Genomic DNA, 20,355 nt, shown 5'->3' with positions numbered 1-20,355 from the left:
ATTCAGAGCGAGCGGGAGTGGGCCTCCGATAATTCAGAAAGACGCGCTTTCACCGCCGCCAGATCGCGCGCAAACAATTGCGCCTGCTGCGCGCGCGCATCGCCATCGAGCCGCAAAAGGTAGGAAGGGTGCGCGGTGATCCACAATTCGCTGCCATCATCCAGAGCGATGGGCGCGCCGCGGGCGCGGGTGATGCTGATGGTTTTGCCCAAGAGGCCGCGCGCCGCGCTCGCCCCCAAAGCCAGCACGATGCGCGGTTTCACAATCGTGCGTTCCGCTTCAAGCCACCAGCGGCATGTGTCGATTTCCTTGGCCGTGGGCGATTGGTGGATGCGGCGCTTGCCCCGCGCCTTGAACTTGAAATGTTTGACCGCATTGGTGAGATAGGCTGCATCGCGGTCAATCCCGGCGGCTTGCAAATGCTCATCCAGCAATTGCCCGGCTGGCCCCACGAACGGACGCTCCGCCATATCTTCTTGATCGCCGGGCTGTTCGCCAACGATCATTAGGGGCGTGACGGCAGGCCCCTCACCCATCACCGCGCGGGTGCCGCAATCCGCTATTGCGCAGTCCCGGCACGCGGCTATTCCTGCACCGATCACGTCCAGCGTTGCAGGCCGCTCCCTCGCCTCGCGCGCGCCTGCGGCCACCATGCCAGCCTCCCGCGCTTGCGCGCCTGCAATAAGCTCGGGGATCAGCTCAGCCTCGGGCATGTTCTTCCAGTATTTCTTGGGCATTTCCGCCAGCATCGCGCCCACTTTCAGGCGCGCGGGGTTGAAGATTGAGGAATAATACGACTTCCACAATTCCTCCACCGGATCGCCATCAGGCGCGTCCTCTCGCCGCGCTGGACCGCTTTCGCGCATGGTGGTCCCGTCCCAATGCAAACAGCCGCGCGGGGTCAGGATCGACCAATTCATATTGGCAAAGCGGCGCATAAAGAACCCGGCATTGGCGCGCACAATGTGATGATCGGGCTCAAACCAGGCGACATAATGCGCGTCTTGGGTTTCCGGCCCGCTGTCATCGCGCACTTCGCGAAAGCGGACAAAGGCGTGCATTTTATGGCTGTCCCGGCGAACCGATTTATCCAGCTCTTCTATCCGGCGAACATCCCGGTCCGCCTTATCCTCCATGATCCGCGTGTTCGATTGGAGCCGCCACAACATGCGGTAGAGCAGGCCAAAACGCTCTGGATCAGAATGCAGAGCGGCATTCTTTGCAAGGGCCATAAACCGTTTGGAGACGCGCACGTTTCGCGCATCTTTACCCGGAACAGGCAGGCGCTTTTCACTGCGTGAAGGCCCTTCCAAGGCGAACAGATCACCTGTCCCGCCCGGCTCCACCCAGGCGACCCTGTCGGGCGGCACATCGCACTGGATCAGAGCGCGCGCCCGCTCTCGCCAGAAGGCAAAATCATCAGGCTGCGGCATATGCACCGTATAATGCGCGCCGAGCGAGACGTTTTGCATGACCGGGTTATGGGCAGTCATCAAAACAGCTCCAGCTGTTCCTGCTTCGGCGCCAGCAGGCTGCGCAGATCCGCCCGGTCCGTCAGCTGCGTGGGCCGCCAATCCAGCGCCACCAGAAACGGGCGCACTTTGGCGATCGACTGGGTAAGCTTTGCCACATCATCCAATCGCAATGTCCGGTGCCTGCGCGCGCGCAAGATCCGCCCCACCGCAACCGTCCCCAGCCCCGGCACACGCAGCAATTGTTCTTTTGACGCACGGTTCACATCCACCGGGAAATGCGCGCGGAATTTCAGCGCCCAGGCCAGTTTCGGATCGATATCGAGCGGCAGATTGCCATCCTTATCCGTCGCCTGGGCCACCTCGCCCGGCGCATAGCCATAAAACCGCATCAGCCAATCGGACTGATACAATCGGTGCTCACGCATCAAAGGCGGACGTTTCAGCGGCAGCACGGCAGAGGCATCCGGGATCGGCGAGAACGCGCTGTAATACACCCGGCGCAGGCCAAAATTGCCATACAGCCCGGCCGCCCGCCCAACGATATCGGCATCATTGGCACCGTCCGCCCCCACAATCATCTGCGTCGATTGGCCCGCAGGGGCAAACCGGGGCGCATGGCGAAAGCGTTTGCGTTCATCCTTTGCCTCAACAATCCGCGCCTTGGTCTGAGCAATCGCGCCTTCGATCTGGTTTTCATCCTTGTCAGGCGCGAGCCGGCTTAAACCCTGGCGCGTGGGCAGTTCCACATTGATCGACACCCTATCGGCAAACAGCCCCGCCTGCTGAACCAGTTCCGGGTCTGCCTCTGGAATGGTTTTGAGATGGATGTAACCGCGAAAATCATATTCCTCGCGCAGGATACGCGCCGCTTCGACCATTTGCTCCATCGTGTGATTGGAGCTTTTGATGATGCCTGACGAGAGAAACAGCCCCTCAATATAATTGCGCTTATAAAAATTGAGCGTGAGGTCCGCGATTTCCTGAGGGGTGAAACGCGCGCGGCGGACATTGGAGCTTTTGCGGTTGATGCAATAGTGGCAATCGAAAATGCAGTGATTGGTCAGCAGCACTTTGAGCAAAGAGATGCAGCGCCCATCAGGCGCATAGGCATGGCAAATACCCATCCCCTCGGTCGAGCCAATGCCGCCCCTTCCGTTTGGGCCGCCAAGCGAGTTTTTCTTGGCCGTCCCCGAAGACGCACACGACGCATCATATTTTGCTGCATCGGCAAGGATTTCAAGCTTTTGTCTGATCGTTTGCTGAGCCATGGAACCTCTGTGTTCTTTTTATGTTCTCACACAAAATTCTTCAACTGCAAAATTTGCACACGTGCGGGAACCAGCCGCAGCATGGGTCGTTTTTGAGACACGGACCGGGCCCCTCTGGCGAGCAATTCTGCTCGTGATGTCGGACGTAAATCGCGGCACAAATCGCCGCTTTTGCAAAGGGGACTGGATAGGATGTTCCCTTGTAAGGGAGTATCCAAATGAAAAATTCAATTACCCTGTCGCTTCTCACCGCAAGCGCCGTCGCTCTTGCAGCATGCGGCGCAAATGACGTCGCCGGCGCTGATGCCGAGGGTGCAGAGGCTGCTGTCAGCCCAATCACCGCCGAAGAAGTTCAAGCGGCACAAGCAGCCTGGGGCGAAGGCATTGTAAAAATCGGCAAGGTTTACACCGAAGAAGGTGACTACCGGCAAGCCGCCACCGATCACATCAACCAGTTTTACGCCTATGAAGACAGCGAAACGGTGCTGTTCAAACCCACTTTGGCAGCCGAAAACCAGTTCCGCGGCACATTTGATGGCGCATTGAGCTACTTTGTCGGCACCGAAGGCACAGAAGATAAAGGCTTTGCCCTTGCCCCCTACACCGCTGTGCGCTGGGACAATCAAGGCACCGTTATCGACAAGGACGGCGACAAAGCGGTTGCGATGGGCAATTATCACTTCACCGGGCCCGATGGCGCTGACACCAAGGTCGAATACACATTCGGCTATATGAAGGATGATGACGGCAATCTGAAAATCACCGTCCACCACAGCTCTTTGCCGTATAACCCCGGCTGATAGGCACGCATAAGGAAAAGGCCGCCTTCTCAGGTGAGAGGGCGGCCTTTTTCTTTGCCTGACGGTGTTCGCATATGCCGCTTACAGCTTGCGGCTTTTATCCTCAGCATCGGGCATCAACCGGCCGCCCTGCGTTGCGCGCAAGTGATCAAGCACGCCTGCATGCATCTCCCCTTCAAAGGAGACGCCTGCATATTTGCCATCGACCCACGCAACCGTGCCAAGCGGCGCGTTGACGCTGCCCACTTTGAGCAGGATGCGATCGCCAATTTCGGCGAAGCCTGCGCTGCCTTTCACTTTGCAGCCGCCTTCGGAGATATCGATCAGATCGACATAGATGACGCGCGATTGCACCCGGCTTTTAACCATCAGGCTAAGCGGGTGGCGCTCGGCAGAACGGGGAATCGATTGCATATTCATAGCCGCCTGATTGCACAAATTGGTAAACGATCCTTAAGCGCTTCGATAAGAATTTTTTGCAGTGTCGCCAGCGCGCGCCTTCTGGAGGGTGCACCAGAACTCAAGGTCGGCGTCCGGTTATAGGCGAGTGATCGGGGCGGCGGTGTGGCTGTTATTGGGGGTGAGAGCAGACAGTCCACTTCTAGCGTAAGTTTGTAGCTTACTCACGCGCTGCATCGGAGTTTTGTTCTGCAAATCTGCGTCTATTCAGTCCTTAAAGAGTGGCGCTTTAGAACCTCCACTGCTTACCCCTATCATCGGTGCTAATTGGGAGCAAAATGACGATGGCAACTTTTGAGAGGAGCCAGACACATTAGGACCCTATGCTCGCGAAAGTTTCCAAGTCGTGCCTTCTGCGTCAGTTTGAACGTCGAGCTTGCCATCGATCTGCTCCGAAAGATCATGCAATAGCTCCCACCCAAGCGACCTATCGCTTGCGCGCGCTCTCTGGGGGTCAAACCCATTTCCAGTATCTTGAACGGTCAACACGAGTGAGCCCACTTCTCCGGTCAATGTGACCGTGATCGCACCGCCTCCTTCTGCGAAGGCATGCTTGAAGGCATTGGTAACAAGTTCGCACACAATCAATCCGAGCGGCGTTAGGCGATCAACATCGACCTCAGCTGAGACGCTATTCACTTCCAGTGTCACGTTTTCCCGACCAAGACTCTCGTCAAGCAGTTCAATCAGGCCTTCCAGAAATGGTCCAACATCTGCCTTCGTCGTGTCTGGCTTGCTGTGATTGAAGAGATGATCATTGACAAGCGCCATTGTCCGAGCGCGGTTCGCAGCATCCACTTGAGAACTAGTATCAACTTTCGGATCGCGATTGCGTCGCGCCTCCATGCTTAGCAGGCTCGAAAGGATCTGCAGGTTGTTTTTTGCACGATGATTTATCTCGGCAATAAATGTGTCCTTGGTTTTCGAAAGACGCCTTTGCAAGCGGTAGGATCTGTAAAGGAAGAATGCCAGCACTCCAACGAGACCAGCGGCCAAGAAACCAAGTATGCTGCGAGTGGTTTGCTCTCTTAACCTTAGATCGGCAACTGTCGCCTTTTCACGCATCAACTCAAGTGACGCGTCTCTATCGCGAAGGTCAAAGAGCAATTCAGAGTTTACTATGGCGCTTACCTTTTCCTGCTCGAAGCGATCTTCGCTAAGTGTCAAAGCCGCATCAAGATATTGATTGGCTTCACTAGATCGATCCAATTGCATCAAAAGCCGTCCACGCGTTTTGGCGTACTCAAGAGCCCAGTAGGTGTTCCCAGGATTGTCTACCAAGCCTTTAGAACCGGAGTCCCGAAGACCCATGATCATTTGTGCCCGATCCAATGCAGCCATGGTTTTATCAAAATCATCGACTTCCAGATATCGCGCAGCCAACCAATTCAGTGCCACGGCAGCCTCACTGGGTTCCCGGAACTCTATTCTGGGCTCAATCGATTTCTCCGCTAACTCAATTGCCCGGCCTCTATCGCCGATCGCGAAAAGGGAAATAGCCTCTTCAAAGTCGATATAGCCATCGAGATAAGCGGCATTTCCTGCGCTCGCGGCTTCGCGGGCATCATCGAATAGAGTAATTGCTTTATCATGATTTTCCATGCGAGAGTGTGCAATTGCCATGTTGAATAGACACAGCGCGATGCGCTCATCATATCGGGTTTCAAGCTTGCGATATCCATCCAACGCGCTCTCATGGCGTCGCAGGGCTGCCTTGTAATCCCCAAGGTCAAACAGGATATTCCCTATATTGGACGTCGTCGCATAAATGCCAGCAAGGGCCGCTTCTCCAACGATTGCTGAATTGTAACTGATGTTTTTTTCATAAAGTTCAATCGCAACGGCATAGTCGCCATCGGCTTTTGCCCTGACGGCCAGCGCGCCAACAACACCCGGTAAAAGCCCGACCATCTCGTTAGACTCGGCGAAAGACAGGCTGTCTTGAAGAAAAGACTCCATTCGAGCCGTATCGCCATCCAGTTGAAATGCACGAATGCCTCGATAGAAATTGAGGTAAGCCAGCGACAGTTCGTCATTGGCAGATCGTGATTGTGCAACAAGCGTGTCCAGTTCTCGGGCTTTCTCGTCGCCTGGCTCTTCAAAGCTTCTCCCAATCTCAAGGACCTTCAGCATGCGGGCTGCATTGGGCTCAACTTGTTCGATTAGAGCTGGTCGCTCATCTCTCGGTATGAAACTCGCGCGCAGCCGAAGGTAGTTTTCCATCAAGCCAGCTTGCTGCTCGTCAGGGAGTGTTGGTAGCTCAGCAGCGCATCTGTTCCCAGCACCGCTTTCCAATTGCTCTCCCTTGGTGACCGAAGCTATCAGCTCTGCGCAGATGGACTTCCCTTGCGATCTCGCGGATTGTTGCAAGGGTATTTCTAATGCTGCTGCAACCGCGACAACAGCAAAAGCAATTCTTAGGATAACCAATCTGGACAATAGCTCCCCCAACCAACACCTAGGTCCAGCGACCATAAACGGCTATTAAGCAGCTTACGGGTCTTAGTGCTAGTCCGAGAATGGTCGGCCGATGGAGACAAGAATAATCTCTGCAAATGGGTCGATAGCCGAATGACGGCTTTCACGCCCAGCGATAGGTCATCCCTAAGCCCCCAGCCCCTGCAAGTACCATTGAGGCTCTGCGCCGCGGCCATCGCCTGATTGTCCGTGGCGATAGATCCAGTATCGTTGCCCTTGCGCATCCTCAATCCGGTAATAATCGCGCAGGCGCGCTGTTGATTTTTCCCGCCACCATTCAGGCGCGATGCGTTCCGGTCCTTCCACTCGCACCACTTCATGCACAGCGCCGCGCCAGCGAAACCGCTGCGGATAATCATCAGGCGATATATCCAGAACCGTGATCCGTTCGGGCCTGTCGAGCATTTTAAGCGGTCTGGCGCGCTGTTCATGGCTTTGCTCGCCGATATGTGCGCCGGTGTGCGGGCCAGTGTGGGCGCCAGTGTTCGGGATCGGATCCAGGGGGGCTGCCACTTTTGTGATCGTTCGGGCAAATGGCTGGGATAAGCCACGGGCCGGCGCACCGCATCCGGGCCAAGCCGCGCTGTCAGCCGGTCAACAAACCCCGCCAGCGATGTGCCGCAGCGTTCGGCTTCTGCCTCGACATCTTTTTGGGCCATGGCCACAGGTTCTGACCAGCTCGCGCGCAATCGCACCGTCTCAATCCCGAAACCGGCATCAATATTATCAAGCTTTTCGGCAAACAGGCGCAGGATGTGATCGGGTTCACGCGTGGCCGCTGCCAGTTCAAGGCTGCGCACAATCACTTCGCCATCAATCCGCCACAGCCCCAGCTCAAGCCGCCGCGCACCTTCGCCGCGCGCTTCCAGTTCGCGCGCCAGATCGCGCGCCAGATCGCCCAGCACTGTATCAAGCAAAGTGCGGTGACGGATCGGTTCCGCCAGACGGCGCTGCACCATCGGCAGGGTTTGCGCCGCAATCGGCAGCAGCGGTTCGGGCACGCGGCCCAGCAATTGGTCCAGCCTGATAAGCGGATTGGCTGATGGCGATTTGCGATTGCGAAACCGGCGGTGCAGCGCATCGCGCGCCTTTGCACGGTCATACGATGACGCGCCAGAAATGATCGCGGCAAGGTCTTCAAGCCGTTTCAGCCCTAACCGTTTGAGGACTGTCAGCACATCGTCATCCAGCCTGAGCGCGGCCACCGGAAGATCGCCCAAAGCGCGCATCATCGGTTGATCGGGCGCGATGATACGGGCGGAAGGCGGGCCGAAATGCGCCAGCGCCCAGGCCGCGCCAGCAGTGGGCGCAATGGCCGCTCTGGTGGTGAGTTTACGCCGGGCAAAGACGGCCTCAACATCGGCCAGCACGCGCTCTTCCCCGCCAAACAGGTGAGCGGCAGCGGTGATATCGACCAGCACGCCATCAGGCGGGTCAAGCGCGCTCCACGGCCCCCAGCGCTGTGCCCACACGCACAGCTTTTCCAGCAGAGCAAGATCGCCTGCCGGGTCTGCCGGAGCGGTCTGGATAGCAGGGCAAAGAGTGCGCGCATCGGCCAGCATCATGCCGGCATGGACACCAGCGCGGCGGCCAGGCGCATTGACCGCCTCAACCCGCAAACCATGCGCGGTCTCGGCGATGAGAGCGGTAGGGGGAGAGCTGTGGGGGGAGCGCGGTCGAGGGCGGCGGCGTGGTGGGGGGCGGCGCAGCGGGGGCCGCATCCGCCCCCTCCCCCGCCTCACATCCGAGCGAAAGCTGCCAGCGATCGACCGACAGTTGCACGAACCAGATAGCGAGAATGCGGCGCGGCGCAGCCTGGCGTGAGTTCGCCGATATTGGGCCTGGGGATGTTGGATTTGGAGATGTTGGATCTCGCGAATGTTGGATTCGCCGAAATCGGGATCGCGGGCAATAAGATGCCCGGTGGAAAAGTTGGTAAAACCGGGCTTTTCAGCATGTACTTCATCATCTTGTAAAATCCATTTTCCAGGCAAATACCCCCTCGCGCGAAACAATTCAGCCTGCCAGGCAGGCGGTCCCGGAGCGTGGAAATTCGCCCCTCTGATCTGCAAAAAAGCCCTTGGACGAGGAGCAGAAGGCGCGCTGCAAACCCGCCAGCGCATCCGCGCCGAAGACAGGTCAGCCTCCGCATCCAGCCTCACTAGCCACAGCGGAACACCATGCTTTTGCGCTGTCAGGCTCAACCGGCGTGAAGCGGTGAAATCAAGCGCGCGCGGATTGCCGACAACTTCCCCCATCACGCAAGCAAGATCGCGGCATTTCAGCCCTTCCTCCAGCGCAAACAGAACATCTTTCACCGTCTCCGCTTCGACATGGATCACCCGGCTTTGCCATGCGCGCGGGAACCCGTGGAGAAAGGGCCGGCCGCTGCGCTGGATTGCGCGCGCTTCCTGCACCCACAAGATTGGCCGGTGGTTTTCCGCCTCTGCCGGGGAGGCACCGCCTAGCTGCGGCTTGCGCAAAAAATCGCTCGCCAAACACAGCGCCGCCCCTACCCCGCTGGCATTGTTGGTGCCTGCGAAAACCTCATTATGCAGCGCCTGATCAGCCAGCCCCGGCTGCCAGCGCCCCTCCCGCTTTCGAGCAAGCGCAGTGGCGTCCTTGGCCGAATAGCTGACAGGCAAACGCAGCGACAACCGCGCAGAAGCGCCCCTGCTTTTCGCGCGCGAGGGAACAGGAAACGGATGAAGCGCATCAGCGCCAAAGGAGCGTGCTGGTTGTGTCATAGGAACGGCATGAAAGACTCACGAGAGCCCTATCTGTTCCCATTATGTTCCACACATGGCAAGCGATTGCAACGGGATTGTCTCCGCTCCAATCGCCGCCAAAATCAGCCGCCCAATATTTGCGGGAAAAGACCTGTGACCAAGATTGTCCCTACCGCCAGCGGGCACAACCACGCGATCAGGAACCGCCACACATTCAACCAAAAGCCAGACAATCCCGTCTTTTCTTCAACCAATCTGCGATCCGCACGCCAGCCCACAAAAATAGCCGTGAAGAACGCTCCCAATGGCAACATAACTTTGCCTGTAAAGCCATCGACCGTGTCGAGAATATCCGTCTCTGCAAACAGCGGCCAGAAACCAAGCAAGCGCACATCTGCCCACACATTGTAGCCGAGCAAACACGCAATCCCGATCAAAAACGCTGCCCCGCCAAACACCAGCGAAGACTTAGTCCGGCTCCACCCCAGCTCCCCAATTCCCCAGGCAGTCGGGACTTCGAGCAGGGAAATCGAACTGGTGACTGCCGCAACCAAGATCAGCACAAAAAACAAAAAACCGATCAGCGCGCCAGCAGGCATCGTCTGGAACGCAAACGGCAATGTCTGGAACACCAAAGTCGGGCCCGCTGCTGGATCAAGACCAACGGCAAACACAATCGGGAAGATCATCATCCCGGCCAGCAAAGCCACGCCGGTATCAGCAAAAGCAATCGTCAAAGATGTAGGCCCGAGCCCGCCGGACCCTTTGATATAAGAACCATAGGTAATGAGCCCAGCAACCCCCAAAGACAGCGAGAACAAAGCCTGTCCTAGTGCCGTGTTCATCACTTGAGGGGTTAGTTTAGACCAGTCAGGCGTGAACAGAAACGCAACCGCATCGCCCATATTGCCTGCAAACGCACCGTAAATGGTGATGCACACCAGCAGCACAAAGAACATTGGCATAAGCACAGTAGCGGCCGTCTCAATCCCCGATCCAATACCGCGCGCAACGATAAAGAGCGTCACGCCCATAAAGACGAAATGCATCGACAAAAGCAGCACAGGGTTGGCAAACAAGTCGCCCATGCGGCCCTGAATAGCTTCCTGGCTTTGCCCCACCAACGCACCGCGAAGAGGATCTCCGGCGAAAAGAGCGCTGACAAAATCACCGCCCATCACACCTGCATAATAGAGCACCCACCCCGCAACCACTGAATAGAACGAGACGATGAGAAACGCTGCGATAACGCCCATCAAACCAAACAGCGACCATTTGCCAGACACGCCCGATTTTTCTGCAACCTTGCGGATAGAACTCACCGCGTCATCTTGACCGGTGCGGCCCAGAAAAATCTCTGAGATGACAAGCGGAAGACCAAGCAGAAACACGCAGGCGACATAAAACAGCACAAAAGCTCCGCCGCCATTTTCGCCGGCCAGTGTGGGAAACCGCCAAACATTCCCCAGCCCAACTGCTGCGCCCACAGCCGCCAAAATGAACGCACTGCGCGATGACCAGCCTTCGCGTGCTGGTGAACCGGATGCTGCTACCATGTTTGAAAAGTCCCTTGTAAAGCGCATCCCCGGCGCGCTGTCCCGTATCCTGCCTTCCTGCAAGAAAATTGCGCCCGCGCCAAGAGCCAATGCGATTGCCTTCTTGCGCCTTTCCTAAGCGCCCCCAGACACGACCTTTGCCTTTGCCGCAGCCCGCCGCTAAACGCTTCACCCATGTCGACCACATTCGAGCTCGATACGAGCACCAGCAGAGCCAACCCCACGCCCAAACCCATGCGCCGCCTGACAGTGCCGCGCATTCGGGCGCGCAAAAAGGATGGTGTGACCGAGCAGCCGCTGGTTATGCTCACCGCCTACACTGCGCGTCAGGCGCAATTGCTGGACGCCCATTGCGATCTGCTTTTGGTGGGGGATTCTGCTGGGACAAGTGATTTATGGTCTGCCCTCCACGATCCCCGTAACCCTTGAGATGATGGCCAATCACGGGGCTGCAGTTGTGCGCGGTTCGTATCATTCCGTCGTCGTGGTTGATATGCCGTTTGGCTCTTACGAAAGCTCGCCCGAACAGGCATTTGAAAGCGCGGCATATCTACTCAAGGAAACCGGCGCTGCTGCTGTCAAACTCGAAGGCGGCGAAGCGATGGCACCGACTGTCGACTTTCTCAATTCCAGAGGCATCCCGGTCATGGGGCACGTAGGTCTAACCCCGCAGGCCGTCAATGTGCTGGGCGGCTATGCAGCGCGTGGGCGATCTGACAGCGAAGCAGACAAGATTGTCAGCGATGCCATCGCGCTCGATCAGGCTGGCGCATTTGCGATCGTGATCGAAGGGGTTGTCGAACCCATCGCTATCACTGCAACCAAAGCGGTATCGTGCCCCACTATCGGCATTGGCGCGTCGGCCCAGTGCGATGGGCAAGTTCTGGTTACCGAAGACATGCTTGGCATGTTTGAGCGTGTCCCCCGGTTCGTGAAACGTTATGAGGACATTGCAGGCGTGATCGACAAAACCGTGGCAAGCTACGCGGCAGAAGTGCGCGAACGGTCTTTCCCCGGTGAAGATCAGACTTATCAACCCAAAGACTGACCCTTTCAAATTCTCTCCAAAAGAAAGCTGATTTGCTGATGCAAGTGCTGATGCGCTACTACTTCACTTCGCTGCTGTTTACGGCAGTCTGCTTGGGAATGGCCGCATGGTATGGCTGGGCCAGCACAGGCACTATAACGGGCACATTATCGCTGCTGTGGATTGTTATTGTGCTTTCCATTCTGGAAGTATCGCTCAGTTTCGACAACGCTGTCGTCAACGCGACCGTACTGCGCGATATGGACCCTGTTTGGCAGCAACGGTTCCTCACCATCGGCATACTGATTGCAGTGTTCGGGATGCGCATTGTTTTTCCCATCGCGATTGTATCCATCGCTGCGAATATCGGCCCTATCCAAGCTATCGAACTGTCGCTGGGCAATCCCGAGGAATATGAGCGCCTCGTCGCCAGCGCGCATATCGGCATTGCAGGATTTGGCGGAGCATTCCTCGCCATGGTCGGGCTGACCTTCTTCTTTGAAGAGGACAAGGACGTTCACTGGATCGCGTCAATCGAACGCGCGATCAGCAAATTTTCCACCGTCCCTGCCATTGAGATCGGTCTTGTCTTGGCGCTACTTTATTCAGTGTCGACCCTTTTGACCGCTGACGAGGCCCTGACATTCCTTACCGCTGGGCTGCTTGGCCTAGTCACCTATATCGGTGTTAATGCGCTCGGCGCGCTGATCGAACAGCGCGAAGCCCGCAAGAAAGCCGCCGGCGAGATTGTGCGTTCAGGTCTCGGCGGATTTCTCTATCTTGAAGTGCTTGATGCAAGCTTCAGCTTTGACGGGGTTGTCGGTGCCTTTGCGCTATCGAACAATATGATCGTGATCGCGCTCGGGCTGTCTGTCGGGGCCATGTTCGTGCGTTCAATGACAGTGCACCTAGTGAGAACCGGGACTTTGGCGCAATATCGCTATCTGGAACATGGCGCGTTTTGGGCGATCATCGCGCTTGGCATCATCATGCTGGTGTCGGCACGCTATCACATTCCCGAAACGATCACTGGCCTGTTGGGCGCGACTTTGATCGGGGTCTCGCTGTGGTGGTCGATCCGCTACAACAAACGCCATCCCGAAGAGGCAGAGGGCACGATCTGACCCCTCAGGCGGCTTGCTGCCTAAAATGCGCAGCGAGCGGAGCTGCGAACACCAATTGCAGCAGGTGATACAGCAGCAAGGGCGCGATCACAAAACCGGCAAGCTCAGGTGGAAACATGATCGCAGCAAGGGGCGCTCCAATTGCTACGCTCTTTTGCGCTCCTGCAAAAAGGAAGGCGATCCGATCAGCGCGCGGGTAATCCAGCATCCCGCTCACCGCCCAGCATAGTGCATTAGCCGCCAGCATAAACAGGGTTGAAATTACGACCAGCAGCAACGCGCTCATCGGCGTGAACATGGTCGCGAGACCTTGCTCAATCGCGCCTGAAAAGGCGGCATAGACAAGGATCGCGATCACACTGCGGTCAAGCCATGCGATATTGGTCTTGCGAGCGGTCACCCAGTTGTACGTCCATCCCTGCACCAACTGCCCTATGATAAATGGCAGCAGCAGGATCAGACCGATCCGCTGGACTACCTCTGTGCCTAAAGCGCTTGCCTCCCCTCCGCCGAGCAATGCGAAAAGTGGTGCGGTGACAAATATGCCTGCAATATTGATAAGCGCCGCGCCAACCACGGATAAAGCAATATTGCCGCCCGCCAGCGTCGTGTAACTCGTGGCCGACTGAATAGTGGACGGCAGACATCCAAGAAACAGAAACCCCAGCGCAATCCTGGGGTCGAGATAAAAGGCTGCAAACTGTGAAAGGCCCAGCCCCGCAAGCGCCATTGCGCCAAACACCCATGCCATCAAAGGCGCGAAGAAACGCCAATTTGCAAAACCCGCCAGAATTTCAGAGCGCTTGATCCGCATCCCGTTCACCAAGAACAGGACGAACACCCCGCTATTGGCGACCCACTGCGCACTCTCGCGTTGCTCGCCGATGGCAGGCCAAATATTGGCAAGCACAATCGCTGCCAGCAGCATGACAATCATGGGATCTGAAAATTTGGAAAGCAGGCCTCGCATCAGGCCAAGTTCCTTGCAGCGCGTTTATGATTTTGTCGAGCCAGCCCGGGCTAATTGCGGACCAGCTTGGATGGACGCACAGCTTGCAGCAAAGCTTCGTACCGGGCCATAGCATCATCGTCACCCATCGCGCGCGCCGCATCAATCCGCATCGTCAGCACGCTGGGGTCCTGACCCGCACCAAGCGCAATCGCATAATCAGCAAGCAGCGCACAGCGCTCCCATTCTTCTTTCGCGAATGCGCTGCGCAGCACCGCGACTACCGCATCAGCATTACGCGGATCGCCCAAGGCATAGCGCGATAGTAGATTGTCCGCCGCTCGGTCTTCGCCGGCGCTGCGCAAAGCTGCGACAATCTTGCGGGCCATAGGCCATGGACGGCGCACTCGCGCGCTTTCGCTGTAATTGTCTAGGGCGCGCGCGGCATTGCCCTGAGCCAGAGCCGCATCCCCTGCAAGTGCAAGAATATCAGCCGACTGATCAAATCGCTGCTTTAATTGCGCCGCCTGCGTACCCGCCGCCGCAATCTCGCCGGACGCTATGGCCATGCGAATTGGTTTGGTAGGCGCTGGCAGGTTTCCACCAAGCACCGCTCCGCTGGACAGCACGCTCCAACCTGATTTTTGATCCCTATACGCTTTAGCGATCAAAGGCGCCGCAGCTGCACGGTTACCCAACCTCTCATGCGCGCGGCCCACCAACATGGTGAGAAAAGCAGAGGCATCGGGCTGCTCGATCGCTGGGGTCAGTTCTTCGATCAGCTTTTCATCCCGGCCCGCTTGCCACAAAGCCCGCGCATACAGTTCACGCACTCGGCTGTTGGCCGGCTGACGTTTGGCAAGCTGAGCAAGAGTTTCGGTCGCAGTATCGGCATTGCCTTGCTCCATATCGATAACGGCGCCCAGCATCATAGCAGCCGGGATGCCAATCTCCCGCCATTCGCTGCGTTCCAGCAGGCTCTGCGCCATCACAGGCTCGCCAGCGCGCGCGGCCAGGACCGCCTGAAGATAGAGTGCCTGATCGTTTTCTGGTTCAATTTCGGCAAGCTGCCGCACCACTTTAAGCATTTGCTGGTTCTGACCAAGATCGCCTAAAGTGGCAGCGTATTCCCCCATTGCTTCGGCGTTTTTTGGGTCCGCTTCGACCGCCGCTTCAAACCAAATCAGGCTTTCATAAAGACCATTGGCATCGCGGACCAATTGCCCGCGCATCAAAAGTGCAGGAGCATATCCCGGCCCCAGCTCAAGCGCCCGATCAGCCGCCGCAATCGCGCTAAAATGTTCCCCGCCGCGAAAGCGCAGCCGGGCGATTGCCACCCAGACCGCGGGGTTTTCAGGATTTCCAGCGCGCGCATCATCCAGCAAACGACCCGCTTCTGCCAGATTGCCATCACGCATTTCAGTTTCAGCCGTGCGGATGGTCAGCGCGACCTCGCTGTCATCAGCCTGCTGCGCTGCGGCGGGCGGGACCAGTTCGGCCTCGTCAAACGAGCACGCAGTTAAGCCCGCGGCCAACAATACAGCGGCGATGACGCCAGACGGCAAAGAGACAGGTTTACGCACTAAGGTCATATTGCTTGAGCAGATCATACAATGTCGGGCGGCTGATCCCCAACAATTTTGCAGTGCTGGAAATGTTGCCCTCACTTCGGGCCAAAGCATGTCGGATGACGCGCCTGTCCGCTTGTTCGCGCGCAGCTTTCAGGTTGAGCACTTCGCTGTCTTCTTCATCGTCTCCGCCGAAATCCAGATCCTCTGCATGAACCAGTTTGCCTTCTGCCATAATGACCGCGCGCTTAACCCGGTTTTCCAGTTCGCGAACATTGCCTGGCCATTCATGCGCGTCAATCGCGCTAAGAGCATCGGTGGCAAAGCCTGTGACCGACGGGTTCATTTCCTTTGCAAACCGTTTGAGGAACGCTTTCGCGAGCAAGACGGCATCGCCATAGCGTTCCGCAAGGCCGGGAATGCGCACGACGATTTCCGCGAGGCGGTAGAACAGATCCTCGCGAAACGTGCCCTCACTGATCATTGTTTCAACGTCTTGGTGGGTGGCGCAAACGATGCGCGTGTCCACCGCGATGGTTTTGCGCCCGCCGATCCGCTCAATCGTGCGTTCCTGCAAAAACCTCAGCAATTTCACCTGCAAAGGCAGCGGAATATCCCCTACCTCATCAAGGAATAACGTGCCGCCGTTCGCGCTTTCAATCTTGCCTTCGGTGGTTTTGACAGCCCCTGTAAAAGCGCCCTTTTCATGGCCGAACAATTCGCTTTCGAGCAAGTTTTCCGGGATCGCAGCGCAATTGATTGCAACAAACGGTCCATCCGCGCGGTCGCTGACATCATGCAAGCCTTGGGCCAGTAATTCTTTGCCCGTACCGCTTGCGCCAAGCAGCATGACTGACACGCTCGTCTTCGAAACCCGCTCGATCGTTCGGGCGACTTTCATCATTTCAGGCGCGCCCGTAATCAAGCGGCCCAGGACCGTGTTGTCTTCTGCTGCGTGATTGACGAGGCGGCGGTTTTCTTCTTCGATCTGGTGCAGATTGAATGCACGCCGCACAATCAGGCCCAGCGCGTCAATATCGACAGGCTTCTGGTAGAAATCATACGCGCCCCGCTCAATCGCCTGCAACGCGCTTTCGCGCGCGCCATGGCCGCTCGCGACGATGACTTTGGTGTCAGGCTTTAATTCCATCACCGCATCCAGCACCGCAAAGCCCTCAGTTGTACCATCAGGATCAGGCGGCAGGCCAAGATCGAGCGTCATCACCGCTGGCGTTTCGCTGCGCAGCGCGTTGATCGCGCTCTCGCGGTCGCCAGCTATGACAACTTCGAAATCGTCATAGGCCCATTTCAGCTGTGCTTGGAGACCTTCATCATCCTCCACCACCAGCAAAGTGGGTTTCTTATTGGCCATTATGCAACCTCGTTGGAATGTGGGGGTGTTGAGTTGTGAGTGGAAATGGACGATTGCTCTTTGTCTTCAGCCTGCAAAAGCCCAGCCGTCTCTGCGAGAGGCAGCGAAATGGTGAAGCGCGTGCCCAATCCTTCGCGCGATTCCACCGCGACCCGGCCGCCCATCGCTTTGATCATTTCGCGCGCTTCAAACGCGCCAATGCCAAATCCGCCCTGTTTCGATGAAACGAACGGTTTGAACAGACCTGAGCGGACAAATTCAGGTGTCATTCCCGATCCCGTGTCGATGATATCAAGCAGGCCTGACAACCCCTCTTGCCGCACGCTGATTGCGACAGGTGCGCCGGCCTCGCTTGCATCAACCGCATTCTGCACAAGGTGGATGAGCGCCTGTTCCAACGCTTCAGGGTCGGCAAGCACCAGAACTTCTGCGCTTTTGTTGATTGTCACAGGATGTCCCTGCTCGAACCGCCGCCTCAGATCGAGCGCTATCTTGACAAGGTCTGTCCTTACAGGAGCCTTGGCCTGCCCCGAACCATAGCGCCCCAGACGCGCCAGCAGCGCTGTCAGCTTGTCCGATGAATTGCGCAAGGTAACCAGCATGTCCTTGCGAAAGGCGGGGTTGTCAGCGTGCTTTTGCGCATTGGTGGCAAGCAGCGACATCTGACTCGCGAGGTTCTTGATGTCGTGCATCACAAAGGCCATGCGGCGGTTAAACTCGTCAAACCGGCTCGCATCCATGAGCGCTTGCTGGCCCGTTTGCTCTGCGAGATAGCTGGCAAGCTGCTGGCCAGCGACCCGCAAAAGATCAAAGTCTTCCCAATCAAGGCGCCGCTCAATCCGAGGCCGCGCAAGCACAATAGCGCCCACCAATCGGTCAAAGTGAATTAGCGGGACGAGCGCCCACGCATCATTGGCCTGCATCAACCAGGCGGGAACATGCGCAAGCTCTCCATGCCGATCAATCCCGCTGCGCGTCTCGTCCAGATCAAGAATGTGGCTGTGACGCTCCAATAAGGTGGACAGGTCATGCGGGCCCGCATTGGCCGGCACCTCGATAGTCGCCCAGTTCCACCGCGCTGTCAGCTCCAGCTCGGCCTCTTCATTGGGCGTTAGAAGCAGCCCGGCGGGGCTCTCTGTAATGTCCGCGATCGCTTTGACAGAACGCTCGTGAAAACTCGGTCCGTTGCTAGCACTGCGCCCCATAGTGTGAGTAAAGCGCAGCCATTCCTCACGGTAATCATAGCGGTGCTGGAACAAATGCTTGGTCGCAGTAACGCGCAGCCAGGCGCGCAATTTTGGCGAAGGAAGCCATACAATCGCAAAGAGCACTGCGAGCACGATAAAAACAATCTGACTGGCCCGCGCAATATCACCGCCCAGAAAGGCAAGCGAGCGCGTAATCATCACCATTGCGAGCAGATAACTGCCAATCACGAGCAGCGATAAGGTCTGAAAGGTGACAGCGCGCGAAGGGTTGAAATTGCGGCTCGCGCTTTTCGCGCTGGAACCAAATGCCAAAGCCAATGTAAGAACACCGCTGACACCCGTCCTTAGCGCGCCCAGCAATGCAGGCTGTTCGCCCACCAGATAGGCCAGTGTGTAAAGATTGAGGTCAAATGCAAAGATGCCCGCCAGCCCAATAGCGCTCCAGCGCAGAACACGGCGCGATCCGGCTGCTGCGCCGACATACAGATTGTGCAGCAACACCAACGCGCCAATTGCCACCAGCATCGAAAGCAATGTGCCCGCTTCGAATACCAGAGCGGAAATCTCTCGCACGCCGGTCATACGCTGATCGATAATGACCAGAACGGGCTGAAACAGCTGAACAAGCGCGAGCGAGATCAGGACGGGGCGTGTCGGTTTCAGGCTTTCATCGCGCCCATCGACCGAAAACAGGCGAAAAATCACCGCGATCATGGCCAGGTTGCGGCAGGTTTCCGCCAGCATTGTGGCCGGTTCACCAAAACCCAGAGAGGCGCCCAAAACGCACCACAAAGCCGTCATAAAAGCCACTGCCATTGCCGCAGCGCGGTCAACCCGTTTGCGATCTCCGAACCGCACAATCCACAAGGCGGCAGCACCGCTGAAGACGGCGCCCGCTATTGCGCAGGCCGTCGCCAAATCCAAAGGAATGCCGAACGCGCCAGTCATCACCGCGCGCCCTCAGGCCACAGGATCACGCGCACGGTTTGCAGCAGAATTACAAAATCCAGAAACGGGGTGTAATTCTTTGCGTAATACAGATCATATTCGAGCTTTTTGCGGCTGTCTTCGATCGATGCGCCATACGGGTAATTGATTTGCGCCCACCCCGTAATGCCCGGCTTTACCATATGCCGCTCGCTGTAGAACGGGATGTCTTTTTCCAGATCGTTGACGAACTGCGGAACTTCGGGACGCGGCCCGACAAAGCTCATATTGCCTTGCAGCACGCTCCAAGTTTGGGGCAATTCATCAATTCTGACCTTTCGAATAAAGCTGCCGATGCGGGTGACGCGCGGATCGTCTTTCTCTGCCCATTTCGCCCCGTCTTTTTCGGCATCGGTGCGCATCGAGCGCAATTTGATCAGCTCAAACGTCTCACCAAACAGTCCAACGCGCTGCTGACGGAAAAATGCAGGGCCTTTGCTGTCCAATTTTACCAGAATGGCGAAAATCAGGATGAGCGGGAACGTGAGCGCCAAGAGCATGCAACTGGCCACTATGTCGAACAACCTTTTGGCAGCGCTGGAGAACATACGGCCTGACGAAAACCCATCGGAGAAAATCAACCAACTGGGATTAACCGTTTCAAGATCAACACGCCCCGTTTCGCGCTCAATAAAGCTAGAGAAATCATTAATGTGAACGCCTTTGGTCTTAAGCCGTAGCAAGTCTCTTAGAGGCAGAGCCTTGCGCCGCTCCTGCATAGCCAGCACAACTTCGCTAACGCCCAAGTTCTCAACAAATTGCGCCAAATCATGCACGGCTTCGCGCGGGATCGCTTGTGAGACGCCTTTTTCGCCTTCGCTCATCGCGATGAACGACACGGTCGTAAACCCGCTCTCCGGTCTTTCGCTAAGCTTGCGCAAGCGTTCAGCCCGGTCTCCCGCGCCCAAGACCATCACGCGTCGCTTGAAGGCAGTTGACCCAAGGAAACTGGTCAATAGCAAGCGATCAACCACTAGAACTAACGTGGAAAAGCCCATCGAATACAGCAATGTAGATCGCCAGAACGTGCTTTCCGGCAGCAGAAAGTCAATAAATGCGAGCGCGATGATACCGAGGCTGATCGCAACCAAAAGCCGCGCGCCTGCAAACCGCAAAGAGCGCAGCGCAATCGGTCCATAAACTCCCACTGCAATCATCGCGAGCCATACCACCACAGCCGAACCGATAATCGGAACCCAACGCTGGGTCAGTGGCCCGACTTCCATCTCAATCTGATAGGCTCGCAAATGCCACGCCGCTTCGCTTGCGAAGATCAGCAGGACAAGATCCAGCAGGCCGAGAAGCAGCACAGCATGAGGAATATAGTGTTTGAACAGTCTGATCATTGGTCTGGT

General features: G+C 57.0%; 13 protein-coding genes and 2 pseudogenes. 3 read left to right on the top strand and 12 right to left on the bottom strand.

From position 1 onward, the window contains the following. Positions 1 to 2 precede the first annotated feature (2 nt). On the bottom strand, positions 3 to 1,493 hold the full coding sequence (locus AC0V6L_RS12750) for a UdgX family uracil-DNA binding protein (RefSeq protein WP_486154569.1): 1,491 nt from the start codon (positions 1,491 to 1,493) through the stop codon (positions 3 to 5). Then, positions 1,493 to 2,743 carry a putative DNA modification/repair radical SAM protein gene (locus AC0V6L_RS12745; protein WP_486154568.1) on the bottom strand — a complete coding sequence of 417 codons (1,251 nt, stop codon included), beginning with the start codon at positions 2,741 to 2,743 and terminating at the stop codon, positions 1,493 to 1,495. Before AC0V6L_RS12745 ends, AC0V6L_RS12750 begins: the two co-directional genes overlap by 1 nt. A 218-nt stretch (positions 2,744 to 2,961) precedes the next feature. Here AC0V6L_RS12745 and AC0V6L_RS12740 point away from each other — a divergent pair, with 218 nt between their 5' ends. After that, positions 2,962 to 3,543 (top strand): phosphoribosyl-AMP cyclohydrolase, encoded by a 582-nt coding sequence (locus AC0V6L_RS12740; protein ID WP_486154567.1) that lies wholly within the window; start codon positions 2,962 to 2,964, stop codon positions 3,541 to 3,543. Between the two features lie 81 nt (positions 3,544 to 3,624). On the opposite strand, the gene AC0V6L_RS12735 is transcribed toward AC0V6L_RS12740, so the two are convergent. From AC0V6L_RS12735 to AC0V6L_RS12715, 5 genes and pseudogenes are all read right to left on the bottom strand, one after another. Then, entirely contained in the window at positions 3,625 to 3,957 is a 333-nt protein-coding gene (locus AC0V6L_RS12735; RefSeq protein WP_486151318.1) for a PilZ domain-containing protein, read from the bottom strand. A gap of 366 nt (positions 3,958 to 4,323) precedes the next feature. Then, positions 4,324 to 6,441 carry a sensor histidine kinase gene (locus AC0V6L_RS12730; RefSeq protein ID WP_486154566.1) on the bottom strand — a complete coding sequence of 706 codons (2,118 nt, stop codon included), beginning with the start codon at positions 6,439 to 6,441 and terminating at the stop codon, positions 4,324 to 4,326. Positions 6,442 to 6,606: 165 nt separating this feature from the next. Continuing rightward, the gene (locus tag AC0V6L_RS12725) at positions 6,607 to 6,885 is read right to left on the bottom strand and encodes a DUF6504 family protein (protein ID WP_486155143.1); all 279 of its coding nucleotides are present in this window, start codon (positions 6,883 to 6,885) and stop codon (positions 6,607 to 6,609) included. Between the two features lie 335 nt (positions 6,886 to 7,220). Beyond that, positions 7,221 to 8,042, bottom strand: a pseudogene (locus tag AC0V6L_RS12720) (Y-family DNA polymerase); the annotation flags it as partial. Positions 8,043 to 9,331: 1,289 nt separating this feature from the next. Next, a complete protein-coding gene (locus AC0V6L_RS12715; protein WP_486151310.1) occupies positions 9,332 to 10,765 on the bottom strand; it encodes a sodium-dependent transporter in 1,434 nt (477 codons plus the stop codon). Positions 10,766 to 10,939: 174 nt separating this feature from the next. Here AC0V6L_RS12715 and panB point away from each other — a divergent pair. Together panB and AC0V6L_RS12705 are read left to right on the top strand one after the other, a co-directional pair. Beyond that, a pseudogene (gene panB, locus AC0V6L_RS12710) lies at positions 10,940 to 11,813 on the top strand (3-methyl-2-oxobutanoate hydroxymethyltransferase). Positions 11,814 to 11,851: 38 nt separating this feature from the next. After that, positions 11,852 to 12,916: a DUF475 domain-containing protein gene (locus AC0V6L_RS12705; protein ID WP_486154565.1), complete on the top strand. Its 1,065-nt coding sequence runs from the start codon at positions 11,852 to 11,854 to the stop codon at positions 12,914 to 12,916. A 4-nt stretch (positions 12,917 to 12,920) separates the two neighbouring features. On the opposite strand, the gene AC0V6L_RS12700 is transcribed toward AC0V6L_RS12705, so the two are convergent. Genes AC0V6L_RS12700 through AC0V6L_RS12680 form a run of 5 tightly spaced genes read right to left on the bottom strand, consistent with a single transcriptional unit; the run spans position 12,921 to position 20,346 of the window. Next, positions 12,921 to 13,886, bottom strand: coding sequence for a bile acid:sodium symporter family protein (locus tag AC0V6L_RS12700; RefSeq protein ID WP_486154564.1), 966 nt, complete (start codon positions 13,884 to 13,886; stop codon positions 12,921 to 12,923). 50 nt (positions 13,887 to 13,936) lie between these two features. Then, positions 13,937 to 15,457, bottom strand: coding sequence for a tetratricopeptide repeat protein (locus AC0V6L_RS12695; RefSeq protein WP_486154563.1), 1,521 nt, complete (start codon positions 15,455 to 15,457; stop codon positions 13,937 to 13,939). Further along, entirely contained in the window at positions 15,441 to 16,805 is a 1,365-nt protein-coding gene (gene prsR / locus AC0V6L_RS12690; RefSeq protein ID WP_486154562.1) for a PEP-CTERM-box response regulator transcription factor, read from the bottom strand. Before prsR ends, AC0V6L_RS12695 begins: the two co-directional genes overlap by 17 nt. Beyond that, positions 16,805 to 18,961: an XrtA/PEP-CTERM system histidine kinase PrsK gene (gene prsK / locus AC0V6L_RS12685; protein ID WP_486154561.1), complete on the bottom strand. Its 2,157-nt coding sequence runs from the start codon at positions 18,959 to 18,961 to the stop codon at positions 16,805 to 16,807. The genes prsR and prsK overlap by 1 nt, the downstream gene beginning before the upstream one ends. After that, the gene (locus tag AC0V6L_RS12680) at positions 18,961 to 20,346 is read right to left on the bottom strand and encodes a TIGR03013 family XrtA/PEP-CTERM system glycosyltransferase (RefSeq protein ID WP_486154560.1); all 1,386 of its coding nucleotides are present in this window, start codon (positions 20,344 to 20,346) and stop codon (positions 18,961 to 18,963) included. The genes prsK and AC0V6L_RS12680 overlap by 1 nt, the downstream gene beginning before the upstream one ends. Positions 20,347 to 20,355 lie beyond the last annotated feature (9 nt).

The organism is Erythrobacter sp. JB1-15, assembly GCF_057365035.1.
Note: the sequence above shows the minus strand (reverse complement) of the source record. Positions and strands in the feature narration are given on the sequence as shown.